Annotated in this window: 22 protein-coding genes; 12 read left to right on the top strand and 10 right to left on the bottom strand. The window is 74.4% G+C overall.

All coding sequences use genetic code 11. From position 1 onward, the window contains the following. Positions 1-14 precede the first annotated feature (14 nt). Entirely contained in the window at positions 15-1,493 is a 1,479-nt protein-coding gene (locus I4I82_RS16480; RefSeq protein ID WP_226370091.1) for a glycosyltransferase family 87 protein, read from the top strand. Beyond that, the gene (locus tag I4I82_RS16475) at positions 1,490-2,086 is read left to right on the top strand and encodes an NUDIX hydrolase (protein ID WP_218594035.1); all 597 of its coding nucleotides are present in this window, start codon (positions 1,490-1,492) and stop codon (positions 2,084-2,086) included. The genes I4I82_RS16480 and I4I82_RS16475 overlap by 4 nt, the downstream gene beginning before the upstream one ends. Here I4I82_RS16475 and I4I82_RS16470 read toward each other — a convergent pair. Further along, positions 2,040-3,455 (bottom strand): glycosyltransferase family 87 protein, encoded by a 1,416-nt coding sequence (locus I4I82_RS16470; RefSeq protein ID WP_372451510.1) that lies wholly within the window; start codon positions 3,453-3,455, stop codon positions 2,040-2,042. The two genes, I4I82_RS16475 and I4I82_RS16470, sit on opposite strands and share 47 nt — an antisense overlap. After that, positions 3,452-4,237, bottom strand: coding sequence for a deoxyribonuclease IV (locus I4I82_RS16465; protein WP_218594034.1), 786 nt, complete (start codon positions 4,235-4,237; stop codon positions 3,452-3,454). The genes I4I82_RS16470 and I4I82_RS16465 overlap by 4 nt, the downstream gene beginning before the upstream one ends. Before the next feature lie 221 nt (positions 4,238-4,458). Between I4I82_RS16465 and rpsF the strand changes: the two genes are divergently transcribed. The 5 genes from rpsF to dnaB all read left to right on the top strand — a co-directional run bounded on the left by rpsF (position 4,459) and on the right by dnaB (position 8,127). After that, positions 4,459-4,785 (top strand): 30S ribosomal protein S6, encoded by a 327-nt coding sequence (gene rpsF / locus I4I82_RS16460; protein ID WP_218594033.1) that lies wholly within the window; start codon positions 4,459-4,461, stop codon positions 4,783-4,785. 10 nt (positions 4,786-4,795) lie between these two features. Then, the gene (locus I4I82_RS16455; RefSeq protein WP_218595844.1) at positions 4,796-5,338 is read left to right on the top strand and encodes a single-stranded DNA-binding protein; all 543 of its coding nucleotides are present in this window, start codon (positions 4,796-4,798) and stop codon (positions 5,336-5,338) included. A 55-nt stretch (positions 5,339-5,393) separates the two neighbouring features. Continuing rightward, positions 5,394-5,630 carry a 30S ribosomal protein S18 gene (gene rpsR, locus I4I82_RS16450; protein WP_094923024.1) on the top strand — a complete coding sequence of 79 codons (237 nt, stop codon included), beginning with the start codon at positions 5,394-5,396 and terminating at the stop codon, positions 5,628-5,630. A gap of 15 nt (positions 5,631-5,645) precedes the next feature. Next, positions 5,646-6,092, top strand: coding sequence for a 50S ribosomal protein L9 (rplI, locus tag I4I82_RS16445; RefSeq protein WP_218592441.1), 447 nt, complete (start codon positions 5,646-5,648; stop codon positions 6,090-6,092). A gap of 613 nt (positions 6,093-6,705) precedes the next feature. Continuing rightward, complete coding sequence (gene dnaB / locus I4I82_RS16440) at positions 6,706-8,127, top strand: replicative DNA helicase (protein ID WP_218595843.1); 1,422 nt, start codon at positions 6,706-6,708, stop codon at positions 8,125-8,127. A 50-nt stretch (positions 8,128-8,177) separates the two neighbouring features. Here dnaB and I4I82_RS16435 read toward each other — a convergent pair whose 3' ends face one another. The 4 genes from I4I82_RS16435 to I4I82_RS16420 all read right to left on the bottom strand — a co-directional run bounded on the left by I4I82_RS16435 (position 8,178) and on the right by I4I82_RS16420 (position 10,925). Continuing rightward, positions 8,178-8,447 (bottom strand): DUF3040 domain-containing protein, encoded by a 270-nt coding sequence (locus I4I82_RS16435; protein WP_218595842.1) that lies wholly within the window; start codon positions 8,445-8,447, stop codon positions 8,178-8,180. A gap of 110 nt (positions 8,448-8,557) precedes the next feature. Next, positions 8,558-9,322 (bottom strand): 3-oxoadipate enol-lactonase, encoded by a 765-nt coding sequence (gene pcaD, locus I4I82_RS16430; RefSeq protein ID WP_218592442.1) that lies wholly within the window; start codon positions 9,320-9,322, stop codon positions 8,558-8,560. Next, complete coding sequence (locus I4I82_RS16425) at positions 9,319-10,050, bottom strand: CoA-transferase subunit beta (protein WP_218592449.1); 732 nt, start codon at positions 10,048-10,050, stop codon at positions 9,319-9,321. Before I4I82_RS16425 ends, pcaD begins: the two co-directional genes overlap by 4 nt. Positions 10,051-10,100: 50 nt before the next feature. Beyond that, positions 10,101-10,925, bottom strand: coding sequence for a CoA transferase subunit A (locus I4I82_RS16420; protein ID WP_372451502.1), 825 nt, complete (start codon positions 10,923-10,925; stop codon positions 10,101-10,103). A gap of 115 nt (positions 10,926-11,040) precedes the next feature. On the opposite strand from I4I82_RS16420, the gene I4I82_RS16415 reads away from it, so the two are divergent. Both I4I82_RS16415 and I4I82_RS16410 read left to right on the top strand, forming a co-directional pair. Continuing rightward, positions 11,041-11,877: an aldo/keto reductase gene (locus I4I82_RS16415; RefSeq protein WP_218592443.1), complete on the top strand. Its 837-nt coding sequence runs from the start codon at positions 11,041-11,043 to the stop codon at positions 11,875-11,877. Positions 11,878-12,551: 674 nt separating this feature from the next. Beyond that, the gene (locus I4I82_RS16410) at positions 12,552-12,890 is read left to right on the top strand and encodes a hypothetical protein (RefSeq protein WP_218592444.1); all 339 of its coding nucleotides are present in this window, start codon (positions 12,552-12,554) and stop codon (positions 12,888-12,890) included. 210 nt (positions 12,891-13,100) lie between these two features. On the opposite strand, the gene I4I82_RS16405 is transcribed toward I4I82_RS16410, so the two are convergent. Next, on the bottom strand, positions 13,101-14,402 hold the full coding sequence (locus I4I82_RS16405; RefSeq protein ID WP_218592445.1) for an amidohydrolase family protein: 1,302 nt from the start codon (positions 14,400-14,402) through the stop codon (positions 13,101-13,103). Continuing rightward, positions 14,399-15,028 carry an NYN domain-containing protein gene (locus I4I82_RS16400; protein ID WP_218592446.1) on the bottom strand — a complete coding sequence of 210 codons (630 nt, stop codon included), beginning with the start codon at positions 15,026-15,028 and terminating at the stop codon, positions 14,399-14,401. The genes I4I82_RS16405 and I4I82_RS16400 overlap by 4 nt, the downstream gene beginning before the upstream one ends. Before the next feature lie 43 nt (positions 15,029-15,071). Here I4I82_RS16400 and paaI point away from each other — a divergent pair, with 43 nt between their 5' ends. Next, positions 15,072-15,506: a hydroxyphenylacetyl-CoA thioesterase PaaI gene (gene paaI / locus I4I82_RS16395; protein WP_218592447.1), complete on the top strand. Its 435-nt coding sequence runs from the start codon at positions 15,072-15,074 to the stop codon at positions 15,504-15,506. Positions 15,507-15,545: 39 nt separating this feature from the next. Here paaI and I4I82_RS16390 read toward each other — a convergent pair whose 3' ends face one another. After that, the gene (locus tag I4I82_RS16390) at positions 15,546-16,676 is read right to left on the bottom strand and encodes a nitric oxide synthase oxygenase (RefSeq protein WP_218592448.1); all 1,131 of its coding nucleotides are present in this window, start codon (positions 16,674-16,676) and stop codon (positions 15,546-15,548) included. 91 nt (positions 16,677-16,767) lie between these two features. Beyond that, positions 16,768-17,529 (bottom strand): tRNA (guanosine(46)-N7)-methyltransferase TrmB, encoded by a 762-nt coding sequence (gene trmB / locus I4I82_RS16385; RefSeq protein ID WP_372452461.1) that lies wholly within the window; start codon positions 17,527-17,529, stop codon positions 16,768-16,770. 119 nt (positions 17,530-17,648) lie between these two features. Between trmB and I4I82_RS16380 the strand changes: the two genes are divergently transcribed. Beyond that, complete coding sequence (locus tag I4I82_RS16380) at positions 17,649-18,392, top strand: hypothetical protein (RefSeq protein WP_218595841.1); 744 nt, start codon at positions 17,649-17,651, stop codon at positions 18,390-18,392. Continuing rightward, a complete protein-coding gene (locus I4I82_RS16375) occupies positions 18,382-18,657 on the top strand; it encodes a hypothetical protein (RefSeq protein ID WP_218589218.1) in 276 nt (91 codons plus the stop codon). Before I4I82_RS16380 ends, I4I82_RS16375 begins: the two co-directional genes overlap by 11 nt. Positions 18,658-18,717 lie beyond the last annotated feature (60 nt).

Here is an 18,717-nt window from a genome sequence, read left to right as displayed (position 1 = left end):
CCGACCGTCCCCCCGTGCGGGTCGTGCCCACGTGGACCGAGCCGCTGGCCACCGCGGCCAGCCGGGTGATCGGGGGGCCGCTGGGGCGCCACGCGCTGATCGGGCGCTCCGCGTTCTGGACGCCGCTGCGGGTGGTGCTGCTGGTGGCGGTGGCCGTTCTCGCGTTGGGCTGGCTGGGCAAGGCGCCGTGCCTGCAGCAGTACCGCACCGACGACGGCGCGCTCGCGCTCGACTGGCGGGAGAACCGCCAGTACGTGGCGATGTGCTACTCCGACACGGTCCCGCTGTGGGCCATCCAGAACCTCGACGACCCGGCCGCGCTGCCCTACCGCGACCCGTGGTTCGAGAACGCGGGCGAGCCCGACCAGGTCGTGCGGTACATGGAGTACCCGGTGCTCACCGGCCTCCACCAGTGGGCGGCCGCGCGCGTGGCCGACGGCTGGCGGAGCCTGGCCGACGCGGTGGGCTGGCTGCCGACGGCGCTGCCGGTCGTCGTCTACTTCGACGTGTCCGCGGCCGGGCTCGCGCTGGCCTGGCTGGTCGCGGTGTGGGCCGTGCACGCGCTGCGCCCCTCCCGCCCGTGGGACGCCGTGCTGGTGGCGCTGTCACCGCTGGTGGCGGTGCACGCGTTCACCAACTTCGACACGCTCGCCGTCGGCGCGGCCACCGCCGCGATGCTCGCGCTCGCCCGCGGCCGCCCGCTGCTCGCCGGGGTGCTGCTGGGCATCGGCGGCGGCTTCAAGTTCTACCCGCTGCTGCTGCTCGGGCCGGTGGTGCTGGTCGGGCTGCGCCGCCGGCACGTCGGCGGCCTCGGCCCCGCCCTGCGGACGGCCGTTGCCGCCGTCGTCGCGGTGGTGGCGGTCAACCTGCCCGTGGCGCTGGCCTGGCCGACGGGGTGGTGGGAGTTCTTCCGCCTCAACCAGACCCGCCCGGCTGATCCCGACTCCCTCTACTTCGCCGTGAGCCACTTCAGCGGCTGGCCCGGGTTCGACGGGGAGCTCGCCGCGGGGCAGGCTCCGTCCGTGCTCAACGCCGTCTCGCTCGTGCTGTTCGTCCTGTGCTGCGCGGCGATCGCGGCGCTGGCGTGGTTCGCGCCACGGACGCCGCGGCTCGCGTCGCTGGCGTTCCTCGTCGTCGCCTCGTTCCTGCTGGTCAACAAGGTGTGGAGCCCGCAGTACTCGCTGTGGCTGGTGCCGCTGGCCGTGCTGGCGCTGCCCCGCGCCCGGGTCCTGCTGGTCTGGATGCTCGTCGACGCGCTCGTCTGGGTGCCGCGGATGTACTACTACCTGACGCCCGCGAACATGGGCCTGCCGCCGGACTGGTTCCTCGGCGCGGTGCTGCTGCGCGACGCCGCCGTCGTCGGGCTGTGCGTGCTCGTCGTCCGCTCGGTGCTGGTGCCCGCCACCGACCCGGTGCGGATGGTGGGCGTCGACGACCCCGACTGGCCCGCGCCCGCGCCCGCACCCGCTACCCGTGCGGCGGTGCCCGCGTGACCGCGCGCGAGGACGTCGTGGCCGCGCTGGAGGCGTTCACGCCGCGGCCGATCGAGCGGCGCGACCTCAAGCGCTCGGCCGTGGCCATCACCCTCGTCGAGGAGGATGACGGCCCCGCCTTCCTGCTCACCCGCCGCGCGCCGACGCTGCGCCGCCACTCCGGCCAGTGGGCGCTGCCCGGCGGGCGCACCGACCCGGGCGAGGACGCCGGCGAGACCGCGCGGCGCGAGCTGTTCGAGGAGCTGGGCCTGGGCCTCGACGAGTCGACCGAGCTCGGCGTCCTCGACGACTACGCCACCCGCTCCGGCTACGTCATCACCCCCGTCGTGCTGTGGGCGGGCGCCGTCGGCGAGCTGACTCCCAACCCGGACGAGGTCGGCGCGGTGCACCGCGTGCCGCTCGCCCTGATCGACGTGGAGCCGCGGTTCCTGACGATCCCCGAGTCGGACGCGCCGGTGATCCAGCTGCCGCTGTTCGACCGGTTCGTGCACGCCCCCACCGGCGCGGTGCTGCACCAGTTCCGCGAGGTCGTGCTGCACGGACGGCCTACGCGGGTGGCCCACCTGGAACAGCCGGTGTTCGCCTGGAAGTGACGCCGTCGGCGTCGGACGGGATCTGCGGGGCCCCCGCGAACGGCTCGGGCAGCCGCAGGAACATCACGAACAGCACGACGAGCAGCACCGCCCGGCCCCACACGCCGACGGCGACGGCCTGCGCCGCCAGCCCGTCGTAGATGCCGCCGGTGCCGGCCTTGAAGGCGTAGAACCAGCGGAAGATCCCGATGCCCATCACCGCGTCGGCCACCAGGTACGCCGCGATCCAGCTCCACGGCACGGCGAGCAGCACCAGGAACGGCAGCAGCCACAGCGTGTACTGCGGCGAGTGGACCTTGTGCAGGAGCATGAACCCGCACAGCATCGCGGCGCTCACGCCGATCCACGGGTAGCGGCCGTCGCGCCGGAACCGCCACCAGCCCACGGCCGCGGCCACCGCGAACGACACCAGCACCAGCGCCGGGGACAGCACGTCGATCGCGTCCTGGAACTCGACGTTCTCCGGGTTCGACTCCGGCCGGAACCCCCAGTACCAGATCGAGTTGGTCGTCAGGTCGACCTTGCGCAGCTGCTGGAACGTGAACGACGCCCGCCAGCCCTCGTAGCCGGCCAGCGCGAACGGCAGGTTGACCAGCACGACGGTGCCGGCCGCGGCGAGCGCGACCCGCACCGCGCCGAGCCAGTCGAGCGCCCCGGGCCGGTTGTGCGCCAGGACGTACAGCGCCAGGGGCAGCACGAACGCACCCGGGTAGAGCTTGAGCGCGAACCCCAGGCCGAGCAGGACGGCGGCGACGGTGGCGCGATCGACGAGCGGGCGGTCGGTCCCGCGCCCGTGCACGACGTAGACCGCCCCCACCGCGCAGGCGACGACGGGCAGGTCCCAGTTGTGGAACGCGTAGAGCACCAGCGGCGGCCCGACGGCCCACAGCAGCGCCCGCCAGCGCGCCAACCGACCGAGCATCCAGCCCGTGAGCAGCCCGAACGGCGCCATCAGCAGCGCCGAGGCCAGCAGGAAGCCGCCGTCGGTCTGCACGAAGTACGCGCCGGCCCAGATCAGCAGGCCGGTGAGCACCGGGTACTCGACGACGCCGCCGACGAGCTTCCCGTCGGGCGTGATGGAGCCGGAGACGTAGGGGAAGACGTGCTGGTCGACGTCGCGGCCCAGCCACAGGTACTGGATGTCGGAGTAGCAGACGTCGCGGTCGACGCGGATCTCGTAGTCGGGCACCGACCGGCCCGCGACGTCGTACTCCGGTCCGGTGCAGCGGGCCTTGTTGGCGTAGCCCAGCAGCATCGTGGCGCCGGTGAGCAGCACCAGGACCGCCAGGACGAGGCGCGCGGGGACCCCGGTGCGTCCGCCGCCGACCCGCTCGGGCACCCGCGGCGCGTCGAGTGCCGAGCGCGTCACCGCGCCAGCCGCTCGCGCAGGAACGCGATGTCGGCGGGCTGGCCCTCGGCCGGGGTCTCGACCACCACCGGCGCGTCGGCGGCGGCGCAGACCGCGGCCAGCACCTCGGGCTCGATCGTGCCGGAGTCGATGTTGGCGTGCCGGTCGCGCGCGGAGTCGAAACCGTCGCGGGAGTTGTTGAGGTGCACCAGGTCGATCCGGCCGGTGACCGCACGAGCGCGGTCGACCACGCCGACGAGCTCCTCGCCGCCCGCGTGGGCGTGGCAGGTGTCGAGGCAGAAGCCCGCGCCGTACTCGCCGATCGCGTCCCAGAGCCGGGCCAGCGCGTCGAAGCGGCGGGCCATCGCGTTGTCGCCGCCCGCGGTGTTCTCGATGAGGATCGGCACCGCGAAGCCGCCCTCGTCGGCCTGGCGCTCGAAGAACTTGCGCCAGTTGTCGACGCCCTTCGCCGCGTAGTCGATGTCGGGAGCCTCGCCCTGCGTGACGTGCCCGCCGTGCACGACGAGCCCGATCGCCCCCACCTGCGCCGCGGCCTCCGCGTGCTGCACGACGAGCTTGCGGGAGGGGATGCGGATGCGGTTGTTGAGCGAGGCGAGGTTGACGACGTAGGGCGAGTGCACGACGACCGCGACGTCGCTCGCGCGCAGCTCGTCGGCCTGCGGGTGCGGCGGCGGCTTCTTCCAGCCCTGCGGATCGGCCAGGAACACCTGGACGATGTCGGCGCCCCGCTCGGCCGCCGCGGCGACCGGGTCGTCCTCGCGCACGTGGGCCCCGATGAGCATGGGCCGAGGATAGTGTCCGGCACCGACGGTCCCCGGCGGGCGGTGCCGGGCGCGTGCGTTCACGCTGGTAGCCTCGTTGCAGCACCTCGACCGGTGTCCTCCTGGACACCGTCGTCGCTCCCCCTGATCACGTCGCGGGGCACGGGACTGTCGGGGTGCGGTGAGAACCTCCTGTCGCGGACATCCCGCGACCGTCAGACCGTAGGAGGTGAGTGGTTCTCATGCGTCACTATGAGCTCATGGTCATCCTGGACCCCAGCCTGGACGAGCGCACCGTCACTCCGTCGCTGGAGCAGTTCCTCAGCGTCGTGAAGAACGACGGGGGCACCGTCGAGAAGATCGAGGTCTGGGGCAAGCGCCGCCTGTCCTTCGAGATCCTCAAGCACGCCGAGGGCATCTACGCCGTCATCGAGATCATCTGCGAGCCGGCCACCGTGTCCGAGCTCGACCGCCAGCTCGGGCTCAACGAGTCCGTCCTGCGCACCAAGGTGCTGCGCCGCGAGCCGAAGAAGCGGGCCGCCCCGGCGCCCGCCGCCGCGGCGAGCTGAGGCGGTAGCGATGGCCGGCGAGACTGTCATCACCGTGGTCGGCAACCTCACCGCCGACCCGGAGCTGCGGTTCACCCCGTCCGGTGCCGCGGTCGCCAACTTCACCGTCGCGGCCACGCCGCGCACCTTCGACCGCCAGTCCGGCGAGTGGAAGGACGGCGACGCGCTGTTCATGCGCTGCAACGTGTGGCGCCAGGCGGCGGAGAACGTCGCCGAGACGCTCACCCGCGGTATGCGCGTGATGGTGTCGGGCCGGCTGCGCCAGCGCTCCTTCGAGACCCGTGAGGGCGAGAAGCGCACCGTCGTCGAACTCGAGGTCGACGAGGTCGGCCCCTCGCTCAAGTACGCCACCGCCAAGGTCAACAAGGTCAGTCGCGGCAGCGACGGCGGCGGCGGGGGCTTCGGCGGCAGCGGGAGCGGCTCCGGCGGCTCCGGCGGCTCCGGCGGTGGTTACGGCGGCGGCGGCGGTTCCCGCGGCGGCAACGACGACCCCTGGGGTTCGGCCCCGCCCGCCGGCAGCGGTCCCGCCGCCGACGACGAGCCCCCCTTCTAGATCCACCCCCTCCCGCGCGCCCTGCGCGCGGTGACCGAGCACCAGGAGCACCACCATGGCCAAGCCCGTCCTGCGCAAGCCGAAGAAGAAGGTGTGCGCGTTCTGCAAGGACAAGGCCCAGGACATCGACTACAAGGACACCGGCCTGCTGCGGAAGTTCATCTCCGACCGCGGCAAGATCCGGGCCCGTCGCGTCACCGGCAACTGCCGCCAGCACCAGCGTGACGTCGCGGTCGCGGTCAAGAACTCCCGCGAGGTCGCCCTGCTGCCCTACACCTCGACCGCCCGATAAGCGAGGCATGACCAGATGAAGCTCATCCTCACCGCCGACGTGCCGAACCTGGGCGCGCCCGGCGACATCGTCGAGGTCAAGGACGGCTACGGCCGCAACTACCTGCTCCCCCGCTCGCTGGCCATCACGGCCACCCGCGGCGCGGAGAAGCAGGTGGCGTCCATCAAGCGGTCCCAGCAGGCGCGGCAGATCCGCGACCTCGGGCACGCCAAGGAGGTCGCCGGCCAGCTCGGCGCCCTCTCCGTCTCCGTCACGGCCAAGGCCGCCGGCGACTCGGGCCGGCTGTTCGGCTCGGTCACGACGTCCGACATCGTCGACGCCGTGCGCGCCGCGGGCGGTCCCGCCCTCGACAAGCGCGCCGTCGAGGTGCCGCAGATCAAGACCACGGGTTCGCACGCGGTCACGGTCCGGCTGCACCCGGAGGTCACCGCCGAGCTGCAGGTGGCCGTCGTCGCGCAGTAGTCGCGGCACATCCGCCGGTCCGCCGGCGAGCATCACGCACCGTCACCGGGGCGGGATCGGGGCACAGCGCCCCGGTCCCGCCCCGTCGTCGTTCCCGGGTGTGCGGGAAGCGGTCGCGTCGAGGTCGCGCGACGCGCCGGGCGGTTGCTCCCGTGTCGGCGAGTGAGCAGCCGGATGCGCCGGGTGGGGATCGCCGCGACACGCCGGGACGGCCTCCGGACGCGACACGCCCACAATGTTGTCCACAGGCGGCGAACAGGCCCTGAGCTGCGAATACGCCGCTCGACGGCGAGTTGTCCCCACTTTGTCCACACCGGGCTCCCCCCGCTGTCCAGGGCATCCACCGATCCGTCCCCAACCTCTCCCCAGACGTGTGCACAGGCCGGTTAGGCGCGGCGCGCCGGAGCGCCTAACGTCGCGCGCAGGTCCGGGACGGGCACCCGGCGACGTCGACCGTTCACCGCGGGGTCGACGGGACGTCGCCCGTGCGTCTCGAACGCTCGTTCGATATAGTAGGAGTGGGGGTGACGCTGCGTATGGACCGGATCGGGCAGGCACGGCGACTCGGGGCACGGCGGCACACGGCGCAGGACGCGCGTCGGGCGGTGCGCGCATGGCGCTGACCGACGACCGCCCCCCCGGCGGCGGTGGGCGCCGTCCCGGTGGCGACCGCCCGCTGCGCGCCGCCGACGAGGGCGCCGCGGGCTCCCCGTTCGACCGCCAGCCCCCGCAGGACCTCACCGCGGAGCAGTCGGTGCTGGGCGGGATGCTGCTGAGCAAGGACGCCATCGCCGACGTCGTCGAGGTGCTGCGGCCCGACGACTTCTACAAGCCCGCGCACCAGACGGTCTACGACTGCATCCTCGACCTGTACGGCCGCGGCGAGCCCGCCGACGCCGTCACGGTCTCGGCCGAGCTCCAGCGCAAGGGCGACCTCATCCGCCTCGGCGGCGCGCCCTACCTGCACACGCTCATCGCCACGGTCCCCACCGCGGCCAACGCCGCCTACTACGCCGAGATCGTCGCCGAGAAGGCGATCCTGCGCCGCCTGGTCTCCGCGGGCACGCGGATCGTCCAGCTGGGCTACCACGGCGCCGACGGTGCCGACGTCGCCGACGTCGTCGACCGGGCCCAGGCCACCCTCTACGACGTCAGCGACCGCTCCACGAGCGAGGACTACGTCGCGCTGGAGGAGCTGCTCCAGCCGACGATGGACGAGATCGACGCCATCGGCTCGCGGGGCGGCGCGTCGGTCGGCGTGCCCACCGGCTTCACCGACCTCGACCAGGTCACCAACGGCATGCACCCCGGCCAGATGATCGTCGTGGCCGCGCGCCCCGGCCTGGGCAAGAGCACGCTGGGGCTCGACTTCGCGCGCTCGTGCTCCATCAAGCACGGCATGACCAGCGCCGTGTTCTCCCTGGAGATGAGCAAGTCCGAGATCGTCATGCGCCTGCTCTCGGCCGAGGCGCAGATCAAGCTGGCCGACATGCGCGCCGGCCGGATGAGCGACGAGGACTGGACGCGCATGGCCCGGCGGATGAGCGAGATCAGCGAGGCCCCGCTGTTCATCGACGACTCGCCGAACCTGACGCTCATGGAGATCCGGGCGAAGGCGCGGCGGCTCAAGCAGCGCCACGACCTGAAGCTGATCATCCTCGACTACCTGCAGCTGATGACGTCGGGCCGCAAGGTCGAGTCGCGGCAGCAGGAGGTCTCGGAGTTCTCCCGGCAGATCAAGCTGCTGGCCAAGGAGCTCGAGGTGCCGGTGGTGGCGATGAGCCAGCTCAACCGCGGTCCCGAGCAGCGCACCGACAAGCGGCCGATGCTGTCGGACCTGCGCGAGTCGGGCTCCATCGAGCAGGACGCCGACATGGTGATCCTGCTGCACCGGCCCGACGCCTTCGAGCGCGACGACCCGCGGGCCGGTGAGGCCGACCTGATCCTGGCCAAGCACCGCAACGGGCCCACGACCACGATCGTCGTGGCCCACCAGCTCCACTACAGCCGGTTCGCCGACCTCGCCCACGGCTGAGCGCGCCGGGCCGGTGGCGCGGGCGGGGCGGCGGGCGGGGCGGCGGGCGGCTACGCGGCGCTGAAGCCCGCGGTGCCGTTCTGCCGGTAGGCGACGACCAGCGCGCTCGCGGCCACACCCATGCCGAGCAGCGCCACCGGCACGGCCACGGCGGCCGACCCGAGCACCATCAGCGCCATGCCCAGCACCAGCAGCAGCGTCGGGTTGATCCCGGTGCGGCGCGGGGAGGCCGCGCGGAACAGCTGCGTGAACTCGGGATCGGTGATCGCGAGGTGGTGCTCGATGCGGGCCAGGACCTGTCTCTCACGGTCGTTCAGCACGTGCGTTCGCCTCCGGTGAGCTCGCTACGATCCCGAGCTCCTCGTCGACCCCGGCACCTCCGTCCCGGTCAGAGTAGGCGCGGAGGCACCTGTCGAAACGGAGGGGTTGCTCACGCCCCCGAGTTGGCGACGATCAGCGCAGTGGCCTGCTCCGAACGCTCGATCGTCGCCAGGTGTGCGGCGTCGAGGACCTCCAGGCGGGCCCCGGGGACGCCCTCGGCGATCGTGCGGGCGTGCGGCTCGACCGGCGTCGAGGGGTCGGCGGAGCCGGCGATCACCAGCGTGGGTGCGGTGATGGCGGCCAGGCGCGGCCGGTGGTCGAAGTCGCGCAGGGCCGCGCAGCAGGCCGCGTAGCCGTCGTCGGGCGTCATCGCGACCTGTCCGATCGCGTCGGCGACGACGTCGGGGTGCTCGGCCGCCCAGGCCGGGGTGAACCAGCGCGAGACGATCGTCTCCGCGATCGGGGCGGTGCCGCCCGACTCGACGGCGGCGATGCGGTCGACCCACACGCTCGGGTCGGGCCAGTACGACGACGTGCAGCACAGCGTCAGCGCGCTGATCCGCTCCGGCGACTCCGACGCCAGGACCATGCCGACGCAGCCGCCCATCGACAGCCCGCAGTAGGCCACGCGGTCGAGCCCGAGCGCGTCGAGCAGCGCGAGCACGTCCCCCGCCATGTCGGCGACGGCGTAGGGCCCGGCCGGCACCGGCGAGCCGCCGTGGCCGCGGTGGTCGACGCGGATGACGCGGAACCGCTCGGTCAGCGGCTCGACCTGCGGGCTCCACATCTCGACCGTGGAGCCCAGCGAGCCGCTCAGCACGATCGCGGGAGCGTCGCGGGGGCCCTCGTCGACGTGGTGCAGCGCCACGCTCATGACGACCCCACCGTGCGCAGCCCGCGCAGCGTCGTGAGCTCCTGCTCGGTGGGGGGCGCGGTGATCCGCAGGTCGGGCGAGACCTCGAGCTCCCAGCCGGTCTCCGCGTGCACCTGCTCGATGGTGACGCCGGTGTGCAGCGCGGTGAGCACGAGCTCGGCGGAGTCGGGATCGGGTTCGAGGACGCCGAGGTCGGTGATGACCCGCACCGGGCCCGCGCCGCGCAGCCCCAGGCGGCCGCGGTCGCCCGGGCCGCTGCCGTGCCCGACGGACGTCACGAAGTCGACCTGGGAGACGAACGCCCGCAGCCGCTGGCGCATCACCACGATCACCTCGCGGCACGACGCCGCGATCTCCGGCGCGCCGCCCGACCCGGGCAGCCGCACCGACGGCTCGTCGTACTCGCCGATGACGGTGGTGTTGATGTTGCCGAAGCGGTCGATCTGGGCGCCGGAGAGGAAGCCGACGTCGATCCGGCCGGGCTGGAGCCAGTAGTTGAAGATCTCGGGCACGGACACGACCGACAGCGCCGAGTCGACGAGGATCCCGTCGCCGATCGAGAGCGGCAGCTCGTCGGGCTCGGTGCCGATCGTGCCGGACTCGTAGATGAGGACCAGCGCGGGCGCGTGCAGCCGCCGGGCCAGGTTGGCCGCCGTGGACGGCAGCCCGATGCCGACGAAGCAGGACTGCCCGTCGCGCAGCGAGCGCGACGCGGCGACGCTCATCATCTCGTCGGCGGTCCAGGTGCCGCCGTCGGTGGGGGTGCCGGTCCCGGTGGTCACGACGCGTCCTCCTGCAGGGTCTTGAGCCACGTCGTGAACGCCTCGCGGTCGCGGCTGGTGGCGTCCCACGCCTTGTACGCGGCGTTGTCGCGCTCGTAGTAGCCGTGGGCGTAGGACGGGGCGGCACCGCGCGGCGCGACCGCGACGGCGTCGAGGACCCAGGCCGGCAGCACGATCGCCCCCGGTACCGGCGTCAGCTCGTCGACGACCTCCTCGACGGTGGCCAGCGCGCGCGTCGCCGACAGCACCGCCTCCTTCTGCACGCCGAGGATTCCCCAGAGCTGGACGTTGCCGTCGCGGTCGGCGCGCTGGGCGTGCACGACGGCGACGTCGGGGTTGATGGCCTTCACCGCCGCGAGCTCCTCACCGGTGAACGGGCAGGTGACCGTCGAGATCGTGTCGGTGTGCTCGGGGAGATCGGTGCCGGCGTAGCCGCGCAGCACCGCGAACGGCAGCCCGGACGCCCCGGCGACGTAGCGGTTGGCCATCCCGGCGTGGCTGTGCTCCTCGATCGTCAGCGGGGCGGGCCAGCCGGTGCTCAGGGCGTCACGCATGCGGTGCAGCGACCCGACCCCGGGGTTGCCGCCCCAGGAGAACACGAGCTTCGACGCGCAGCCGGCGCCGATGAGCTGGTCGTAGACGAGGTCGGGCGTCATCCGGACGAGCGTCAGGCCCTTGCGGCCCTGCCGGATGATCTCGTGCCCGGCGGCGAACGGGATGAGGTGCGTGAACCCCTCCAGTGCGACGACGTCGCCGTCGTGCACGAGCTCCGACACCGCGTGCGGCAGGGACTGGATCTTCGGCGACGCGATCTTTGCCACGGCGGAACGCTAGCCCCCGCACGGGACCCGGGCAATCGCGGCGTGACGCCGCCGACGCGGCGACACCGGTCACGATCGGCGGCGGGACCGTCGCGCACGGTGCGAACGTGGAGCGATGACCTCCACCTTCCGCATCGGTGACGGGCCCGCCGTGAACCGGCTCGGCTTCGGCACCATGCAGCTCACCGGCCCCGGCGTCTGGGGCCCGCCCGCCGATCCCGACACCGCGGTCGCGGTGCTCCGCCGGGCCGCCGAGCTCGGCACCGACCTGTTCGACACCGCCGACTCCTACGGACCCGAGGTCGCCGAGGACCTGCTGAGGCGCGCACTCCACCCGTACGAGGGGCTGACGGTCGCCACCAAGGCCGGCCTGCTGCGCACCGGACCCGGCGAGTGGCACCCGTGCGGGCGCCCGGAGTACCTGCGCCAGCAGTGCGAGATGTCGCTGCGCCGCCTGGGCGTCGAGCGCATCGACCTGTTCCAGCTGCACCGGATCGACCCGCAGGTGCCGGCCGACGAGCAGTTCGGCGTCCTCGCCGCGCTGCAGGCCGAGGGCAAGGTGGCCGCCGTCGGGCTCTCCGAGGTCGGCGTCGAGGAGATCGAGCGGGCGAGCCGGGTCGTCGACGTCGTCACGGTGCAGAACCGCTACAACCTCGTCGACCGCGCGAGCGACGACGTCCTGCGCTGGTGCACCGAGCACGGCGTCGGCTTCCTGCCGTGGTTCCCGATCGCGTCGGGGCGGCTCGCGGAGCCCGGCGGCCCGGTCGCCGAGATCGCCGAGCGGATCGGCGCCACGGCGTCGCAGGTGGCGCTGGCGTGGCTGCTGCGGCGCTCGTCGGTGATGCTGCCGATCCCGGGCACCTCGTCGCTCGCGCACGTCGAGGAGAACGCGGCCGCGGGCGGAATCGTGCTCGACGCGGAGTCGGTGGAGAAGCTGGACGCCGCGGCCTGACCGGAATCGTCCGTCCCGCTCCCACTGGTCCGTTCGGCACGCGGTTTCCGAGGAATGCACACGCACCGTCGACGGGAACACGGTCAGCGGACGGGCGAAAGCGGCTCCACTGCCCCGAGCGGGTGGACACGCCGCTACCGTCCGGCGTTCCCGGCCAGTGCGGCACCTCCGCCGGACCCGCGCAGCCGAGCCGGCACCCGGGGCCCGGCGGGCGTTCCTACGCTGGTGGAGCGGCGATTCCGGACCGATGACGGGCGGGCGTCCCGATCGTGGCGCCCGACCCGTCGCACACACCCGGAAACCGGGCGCAGCGCCGGGGATCGCCGCCCGGCCCGCGCCGGCCTCCACGATCCGGGGGTGCGGAATGCGGAGAAGTGGCGTTCCCGCCTACTCAGAAGAGTGGTGCGAGGCCCTCCGGCCACCCGAACGAGGGTAATCGGCCCGCAGTGCTGTAACGGGACCTCCGATCCCGTTTCCCCGAGCGAGTGTCCCCCGTTGTGGTGTGTGAGTGCGCTGAACGGCCCAGACGTCGTGGGCCGGTAGCAGGATCACTGCGGCGCACGCAGGAGCAGCGGAGGTGGCGTGTGTCGGACTGGATCAGGGGTTACGGCGAGCGGCGAGCGGCCGCACGCGGAGGCGGGGCCGCGGGGCGGCACGCCGTCGACGAGGATGCGGTGCTGACGCCGATCTTCCACTCGCTCAACCGCGTCGACTGGCGCGGCCGGCAGGTCGAGCCGTCGGCGCACGAGCGGGAGGCGCGGAGCCGGCGCCACGCGCTCCGCAGCGGCGAGGCGCCGGGCCGCGACGCCGTCGACGAGTTCCGCCGCGACCCGCTCACGGCGCCCATCCCGGTGCAGGCCTTCGCCGCCGCCGCGGCGCCCTCACCGGTCCTGCCGACGCGCGCGCCGCGGCGGCGCCGGTCGGCGACGACCGAGTCGGGCGCCCACGCGCTCGTCGAGCCGCGCGGGGGCGGCCGGCACCACTTCCGGCTGGAGACCGCCGGGAGCCGCTGAGACGACCGCGTCCGGGGTTCGTGCCGGGCGGGGCTGTGCGGTCGGCTGGGGAGCGGACCGCACGCAGGACCAGGGCACGCAGGACCAGGGCACGCAGGACCAGGGCACGCAGGACCAGGGGCCGGTGGCCCGTGGGGAACGGCGACGACGGATCGCCGCGCACCCGCGGCCACCGGCCTCCGTGCGTCCGGGGGGCCTGCGGGTCGTGCCTCAGGGGCGCAGGCGTGCCGCCACCCCGCGGATCGCGGCCGTGGTGTCGGACCGCCGCACGCGCGTCGGCTCGCCGTCGGCCAGGACCTGCTCCCCGGCCACCCACACGTCCCGAACGAGGCGGGAGCCGCCCGCCCACACCAGGTTCGACAGGAGCTGCGCGTCGTCGGCGGGGTCGGTGAAGACGGGATCGTCGAGGTCGACGTGCACGAGGTCGGCGTGGCGGCCCGGCTCCAGCGCACCGAGGTCGTCGCGGCCGATCGCGGCGGCACCGTCGCGGGTGGCCATCAGCAGCAGCTCCGACGCGGTGAGCGCGGCGGCGTCGCCGCTCGTGACGCGCGCGAGGAGGCCGGCGAGGCGCGCCTCGGCCCAGACGTCGAGGTCGTCGCCCGACGCCGGGCCGTCGGTGCCCAGCCCGACCCGCACCCCGGCGCGGCGCAGCGCGGTGATCCGCGCGACCCCGGCCGCGAGCTTGGCGTTGGAACCCGGGCAGTGCGCGACGGCGGTGCCGCGCGCGCCGAACAGCGCGATGTCGTCGTCGGAGAGCTGGATCGAGTGGGCGGCCAGGACGCGGCCGTCGAGGACGCCGAGGGAGTCGAGCAGCGCGGGCACCGAGCCGTGCGAGGCGCGGGCGTCCGCGTCCTCCTCGGCCGCCTCGGCGACGTGCACGTGCAGCAGCGCGCCGCGGGCCCGCGCGTGCTCGCCGATCGACGCGAGCGCCTCGGGCGGCAGCGTGTACGCCGAGTGCGGCCCGTAGCCGAGCTCGACGCGCCCGTTCACGAGTCCGTCGGCGTCGATCCGGGCGGAGATGTCGTCACGCATCCGCTCCCAGGAGCCGAGGCGGTCCCAGCCGGGTGCGGCGATGACGCCGGGCGTCAGCACGACGCGGGAGCCGACGGCGTCGACGGCGTCGAGGACCGCCCGGGTGTGGAAGTACATCTCGACGCTCGTCGTGCAGCCGGTGCGCAGCATCTCGACGCCGCCCGCGGTCATCGCGACGCGCACGTCGTCGCCGGTGAGGCGGGCCTCCATCGGCCACATGATCTCGTGCAGCCAGCGCAGCAGCGGCAGGTCACCGCCGGCGCCGCGCAGCGCGAGCATCGGGGTGTGCGCGTGCGTGTTGACCAGCCCGGGCAGCAGGACCCCGGGCAGCGCGCGCACCGCGTCGTCCGTCGGCGGGGCGGTGGCGCGCGGGCCGACGAAGGTGATGCGGCCGTCGGCGCCGACGTCGACGACCGCGTCGCGCAGCACCGAGCACGCCGGGTCGCAGGGGAGCACGACCGGCGCGGTGAAGCGCGTCACCGGCGGGGCTCGAGCAGCGAGCGCAGCGAGCGGAACGGGGGCAGCCAGGCGCCGCCGTCGGGCAGCGAGTCGAGCGTGATCCGCGGGAGGGGCTCGCGGAAGACGCCGTCGATCTCCTCGAGGTCGACGAACTCCATCACGTCCGACGCCACCGCGAACGTGGCGTGCTCGCGGAAGCCGATGACCGTGACGTAGGTGCCCTTGGCCCGCAGCTGCTCGAGCGGCTCGCGGAACGCGCGGCCGTCGCCCGAGGCCACGACGACGTGCTCGAGCAGGCCCTCGTCGGCGCGCAGGCGGATGTGGGCGAGCATGTCGTCGTCGACGTCGGAGTCGTCGGTGATCTTGGGCTTGGCGAAGACCGCGAAGCCGACGTTGCGCAGCGCCTCCACCCACGGGCGGACGACCTCGGTGCTGCCGGGCACGACGTTGGTGAAGACCGTGGCCTCGGCGAGCGCGTCCGGGCCGGCGAGGTCGAGCAGCCAGCGGCCGACGGCGTCGAAGCGCGGGCGGAAGGCCGCCGTCGGCCGGGCGCCGAGGAGCGAGCCCAGGCTCATGTCCATGTTGGGCGCGTCCCAGACCAGCAGCACCCGGGGTGCGGGCGGCGAGGTCGGCGCGGGGCTCGTCATGGCCGCGACCCTATCCCCCGCCCCGGGATAGGGTCGCGCCACGATGGACGAGCTCCCCGACGCCACCGCGGTGGCCCGCCGCACCGCCGACGCCATGGCGCGCAACGATTCCGCCGCGCACGGCGCGGGGGTCCGGCTCGTCGAGGTCGGACCGGGGTCGGCGAGCGTCGCGATGGTGGTCACCGAGCAGCACCTCAACGGCCACGGCATCTGCCACGGCGGCTTCGTGTTCCTGCTCGCCGACGCCGCGCTGGCCTACGCGTCGAACAGCCACGGCGTCTCCGCGCTGGCCCAGGGCGCCGACATCGCGTTCCTGCGGCCCGGGGCGCTGGGCGAGGAACTGGTGGCCACGGCGGCCGAGCGGGCGCTGACCGGGCGCTCCGGGCTCTACGACGTCACGGTGCGGGCGGGCGACGCGGTGGTCGCGGAGCTCCGGGGCCGGACGCGCCAGGTGCCGGGGCTGGCACCGCCCACCTGACCCGTGAGCGGAAACGAGTGCCGGAGCACCCGTATCCACTCACGGGGTGAGGTAGGCCGGGCGCGTCGTCGGGTCGGGTTCGTCGTAGTACCGGTGGTACACCGGCGTCAGGCCACCGCTCACCGGCGGCACGATCCAGCTCCAGTCGGCCGGGCACTTCCGGCCGGCGTTCTCCTCGCGCGCCACGTGGGTGAGGAAGCGCTGGGACTCGGTGTGGTGATCGGCCATCGTCACGCCGGCGCTGTCGAACGAGTGCTGCACCGCCCGGACCATCTCCACCAGCGCGCGGTCCCGCCACAGCGTCCGCTCGGAGCTGGTGTCGAGGCCGAGGCGGTCGGCGATGACGGGCAGCAGGTCGTAGCGGTCGGCGTCGACGAGGTTGCGGGCGCCGATCTCGGTGCCCAGGTACCAGCCGTTGAACGGGGCGGCGGGGTAGGTGATGCCGCCGACCTCCAGCGGCATGTTGCTGATCGCGGGCACCGCGTGCCAGCGCAGGCGCAGGTCGGCGAACCAGGCGTGGTCGGGGTGGTGGAGCGGCACCTCGAGCACGGCGTCGGCGGGGACCTCGTGGAGCTCGGGCTCGGCGTCGCCGCGGGAGACGACCAGCGGCAGCACGTCGAACCGGCCGGGCGGGTCGGGCCGCTGCCAGCCCATCGCGACGACCCGGTCGGTGAAGTCGGCGTACCGGCCGTCGCCGCGGACCTGCCCGCTCGCCGTGCGGTGCCCGGCGTAGCGGACGAGCTGCTCGTTGTGGATGCGCGGCCCGGGGTCGCCGGGGCGGTCGGGCGCGAAGACGGTGAGGGTGGAGCGGATGCGGCCGTCGCGCCCGGCGTCGCGCAGGTGCTCGACGCACTCGGCGGCGACCTCGGCGGGCTCGGTGACCGTCCGGCGGTCGCGGACGCGCAGGCTGTTCCAGTAGAGCCGACCGATGCAGCGCGCCGCGTTGCGCCACGCCACCCGCGCGCCGAACGTCAGCTCGTCGGTGGTGTGGACGTAGGTCCCGGTGTCCTCGATCTCGCGGCGCACCTCGTCGAGGCGGCCCTCCAGCGTCTGCGCCGGGGTGGTCTCGTCGTGGAACTGCGCCAGGAACGTCGTCGCCGCCTCGACCAGCGCCGACTCCTCCAGGAGCCCGGACGCGTGGCTGACCGGGCAGGTCCGCGGCGCCGGCACAAGGGTGTTCCCATCCACCAACGCCGTCACGCACGCCCCGCTCTCGCTCTTGCCCGTTCCCCGTACCGGGGCCGTTGACCTTCCTACACGGTCACGAAGCGTGATCGCCAGTGCGCTCGGCGCAACGACGCCGATAGACGAGGTCGTGCACGTCGCGGCCCTCCTGGTGCGCACGGTGCTCGAACTTGGTCACGGGGCGCCACACCGGGCGCGGCGTCCACCCACCCGGACGGGACGCCGCCGTGTTCTCCAGCAGGTGTTCCCCGTCACACACAGTACGCATCTGGGTGGCGTAGTCGTCCCAGTCCGTGGCCAGGTGCAGGGTGCCGCCGGGCTCCAGCCGGGAGGCGACGAGGGCCGCCACCTCGGGCTGGACGAGGCGCCGCTTGCGGTGCTTGCGCTTGGGCCAGGGGTCGGGGAAGAAGATGCGGACGGCCGCGAGCGACGCCTCCGGCACCCGCGTCCGCAGCAGCTCGACGGCGTCGCCGCGCAGCAGCGCGAGGTTCGTCAGCCCGAGCTCCTCGACCCGCATGAGCAGCTGCGCGAGGCCGGGCTCGAAGACCTCGACGGCGAGGTGGTCGCGCTCCGGTGCGGCCGCGGCCAGCGCCGCCGTCGACTCGCCCATGCCGGAGCCGATCTCCAGGACGAGCGGCGCCTCGCGGCCGAACCAGGCCGCCGGGTCGTAGGGAGCGGTGCCCGCGACGAGGTCGGCGACGTCGCGCCCGAGCACCGGCCACGAGCGGTCCCAGGCCCGCTGCTGACCCTCGGTCAACCGCGCGCGGTGGTGCACGAAGCTCGTGATGCGGGCGGAGGGCCGGGCCTCGGTGGGCGCGCCGGTCGGCGGGCGCGTGATCACGCGGGCTCCTTCACAGGCGGGGCGGTGAGCCGCAGGCGGGGCAGGGGCCGTTCACGATCGCACACCGTTCTCCCGTTCGGCCCCGCGCCGGTACCCGCCCTGCCACCCTGCCCGCCATGCCCGACCGCTTCGCCGACGCCGTGCGCGCCCGGCGCCACGAGCTGCGCGCCGACCTCGCGCTGCTCACGCCCGCCCGCGCCGACCTGCGCGACGCCCTCGCCGCCGCCCGCGCCACCGCGCTAGCGCAGGCCGCGGCCGACTTCGCCGACGTGCGCCGCACCCTCGACGGGCACCCCGCCGGGGCGGTGGCCGCCGCGGCCCGCGCCGTCGAGGTCGCGGCGTGCGCCGCCTGGTCCGAGCGCGCCGTGGCCGCCGAGCGCGGCACGGCGGCCGACCGGGGCGTCGCGCTGCCGGCACCGCCGGACGACCCGCCCCCGCCGCCGGCCGCCGAACCGTCCCCGCCCCGCCGCACCCGCGTCGTCGAGGCCCTGGCCGACGCCGGGACGTGGCGGCTCGCGGTGCTGCCGCTGGCCGTCGCACCGCTGTCGGGGTTGGCGGGGCTGTCGGGGTTCGCGGGGCCGTCGGTGCTGCTGCCCGCGGTCGGGACGGCCGTGCTGGTGCTCGTCGCCGTCGTCCGCTCCCGCCGCGCCGCCGCCGACCGCGCCCGGCTGCACCGGTGGGGCACCGACCTGCTGGCCGCCGCGCACGCCCGCCTCGACGCCGAGCTCACCCGCCGCACCGCCGCCCGCACGGCCGGCGCGGGCGCCCGCCTCGATGCGGCGCTGGCCCGGCGCCGCGCCGCGGTCGGGGCCGAGCTCGCCCTGCTCACCCCCGCCCGGGAGGCCGTCGATGTCCCGTGACCCCCGCTCGGTCCCCGACGACGACCCGCCGCCGTGCGCCGACGTCACCGACGGCCTCGACACCGACGGCGACGGCACCGCGGACTCGGTGTTCACCGAGCACCCGGCGGGCGACCTGCTGCTGCACGTCGACCTCGACGCCGACGGCCTCGCCGACCGCACGGTCGCCCTGCACGCCGACGGCAGCACCGACGTCCGCGACTGCGACGACGATCCCCCGAGCCTGGTCGACGTGCTGCTGCGCCTGCTGCCGCGATGGCCGTGACCGATCCGTGACCCCGGGCGCGTAGCCGTACGCATCCGGTCCGGGCCGCGCGGACCGATC

Origin of the sequence: Pseudonocardia oceani, assembly GCF_019263585.2 — a bacterium.
Classification (GTDB): Bacteria; Actinomycetota; Actinomycetes; order Mycobacteriales; family Pseudonocardiaceae; genus Pseudonocardia; species Pseudonocardia oceani.
The sequence above is the reverse complement of the archived record's forward strand: the minus strand, read 5'-3'. Positions and strand labels throughout refer to the sequence as shown.

Coding starts and splice junctions, on each gene's coding strand:
- I4I82_RS16465 (WP_218594034.1), bottom strand. CDS start 4,237: ATGCTCATCGGGGCCCACGTGCGCGAGGACGACCCGGTCGCCGCGGCG.
- rpsF (WP_218594033.1), top strand. CDS start 4,459: ATGCGTCACTATGAGCTCATGGTCATCCTGGACCCCAGCCTGGACGAG.
- I4I82_RS16455 (WP_218595844.1), top strand. CDS start 4,796: ATGGCCGGCGAGACTGTCATCACCGTGGTCGGCAACCTCACCGCCGAC.
- rpsR (WP_094923024.1), top strand. CDS start 5,394: ATGGCCAAGCCCGTCCTGCGCAAGCCGAAGAAGAAGGTGTGCGCGTTC.
- rplI (WP_218592441.1), top strand. CDS start 5,646: ATGAAGCTCATCCTCACCGCCGACGTGCCGAACCTGGGCGCGCCCGGC.
- dnaB (WP_218595843.1), top strand. CDS start 6,706: ATGGCGCTGACCGACGACCGCCCCCCCGGCGGCGGTGGGCGCCGTCCC.
- pcaD (WP_218592442.1), bottom strand. CDS start 9,322: ATGAGCGTGGCGCTGCACCACGTCGACGAGGGCCCCCGCGACGCTCCC.
- I4I82_RS16425 (WP_218592449.1), bottom strand. CDS start 10,050: ATGATGAGCGTCGCCGCGTCGCGCTCGCTGCGCGACGGGCAGTCCTGC.
- I4I82_RS16415 (WP_218592443.1), top strand. CDS start 11,041: ATGACCTCCACCTTCCGCATCGGTGACGGGCCCGCCGTGAACCGGCTC.
- I4I82_RS16400 (WP_218592446.1), bottom strand. CDS start 15,028: ATGACGAGCCCCGCGCCGACCTCGCCGCCCGCACCCCGGGTGCTGCTG.
- paaI (WP_218592447.1), top strand. CDS start 15,072: ATGGACGAGCTCCCCGACGCCACCGCGGTGGCCCGCCGCACCGCCGAC.
- I4I82_RS16380 (WP_218595841.1), top strand. CDS start 17,649: ATGCCCGACCGCTTCGCCGACGCCGTGCGCGCCCGGCGCCACGAGCTG.
- I4I82_RS16375 (WP_218589218.1), top strand. CDS start 18,382: ATGTCCCGTGACCCCCGCTCGGTCCCCGACGACGACCCGCCGCCGTGC.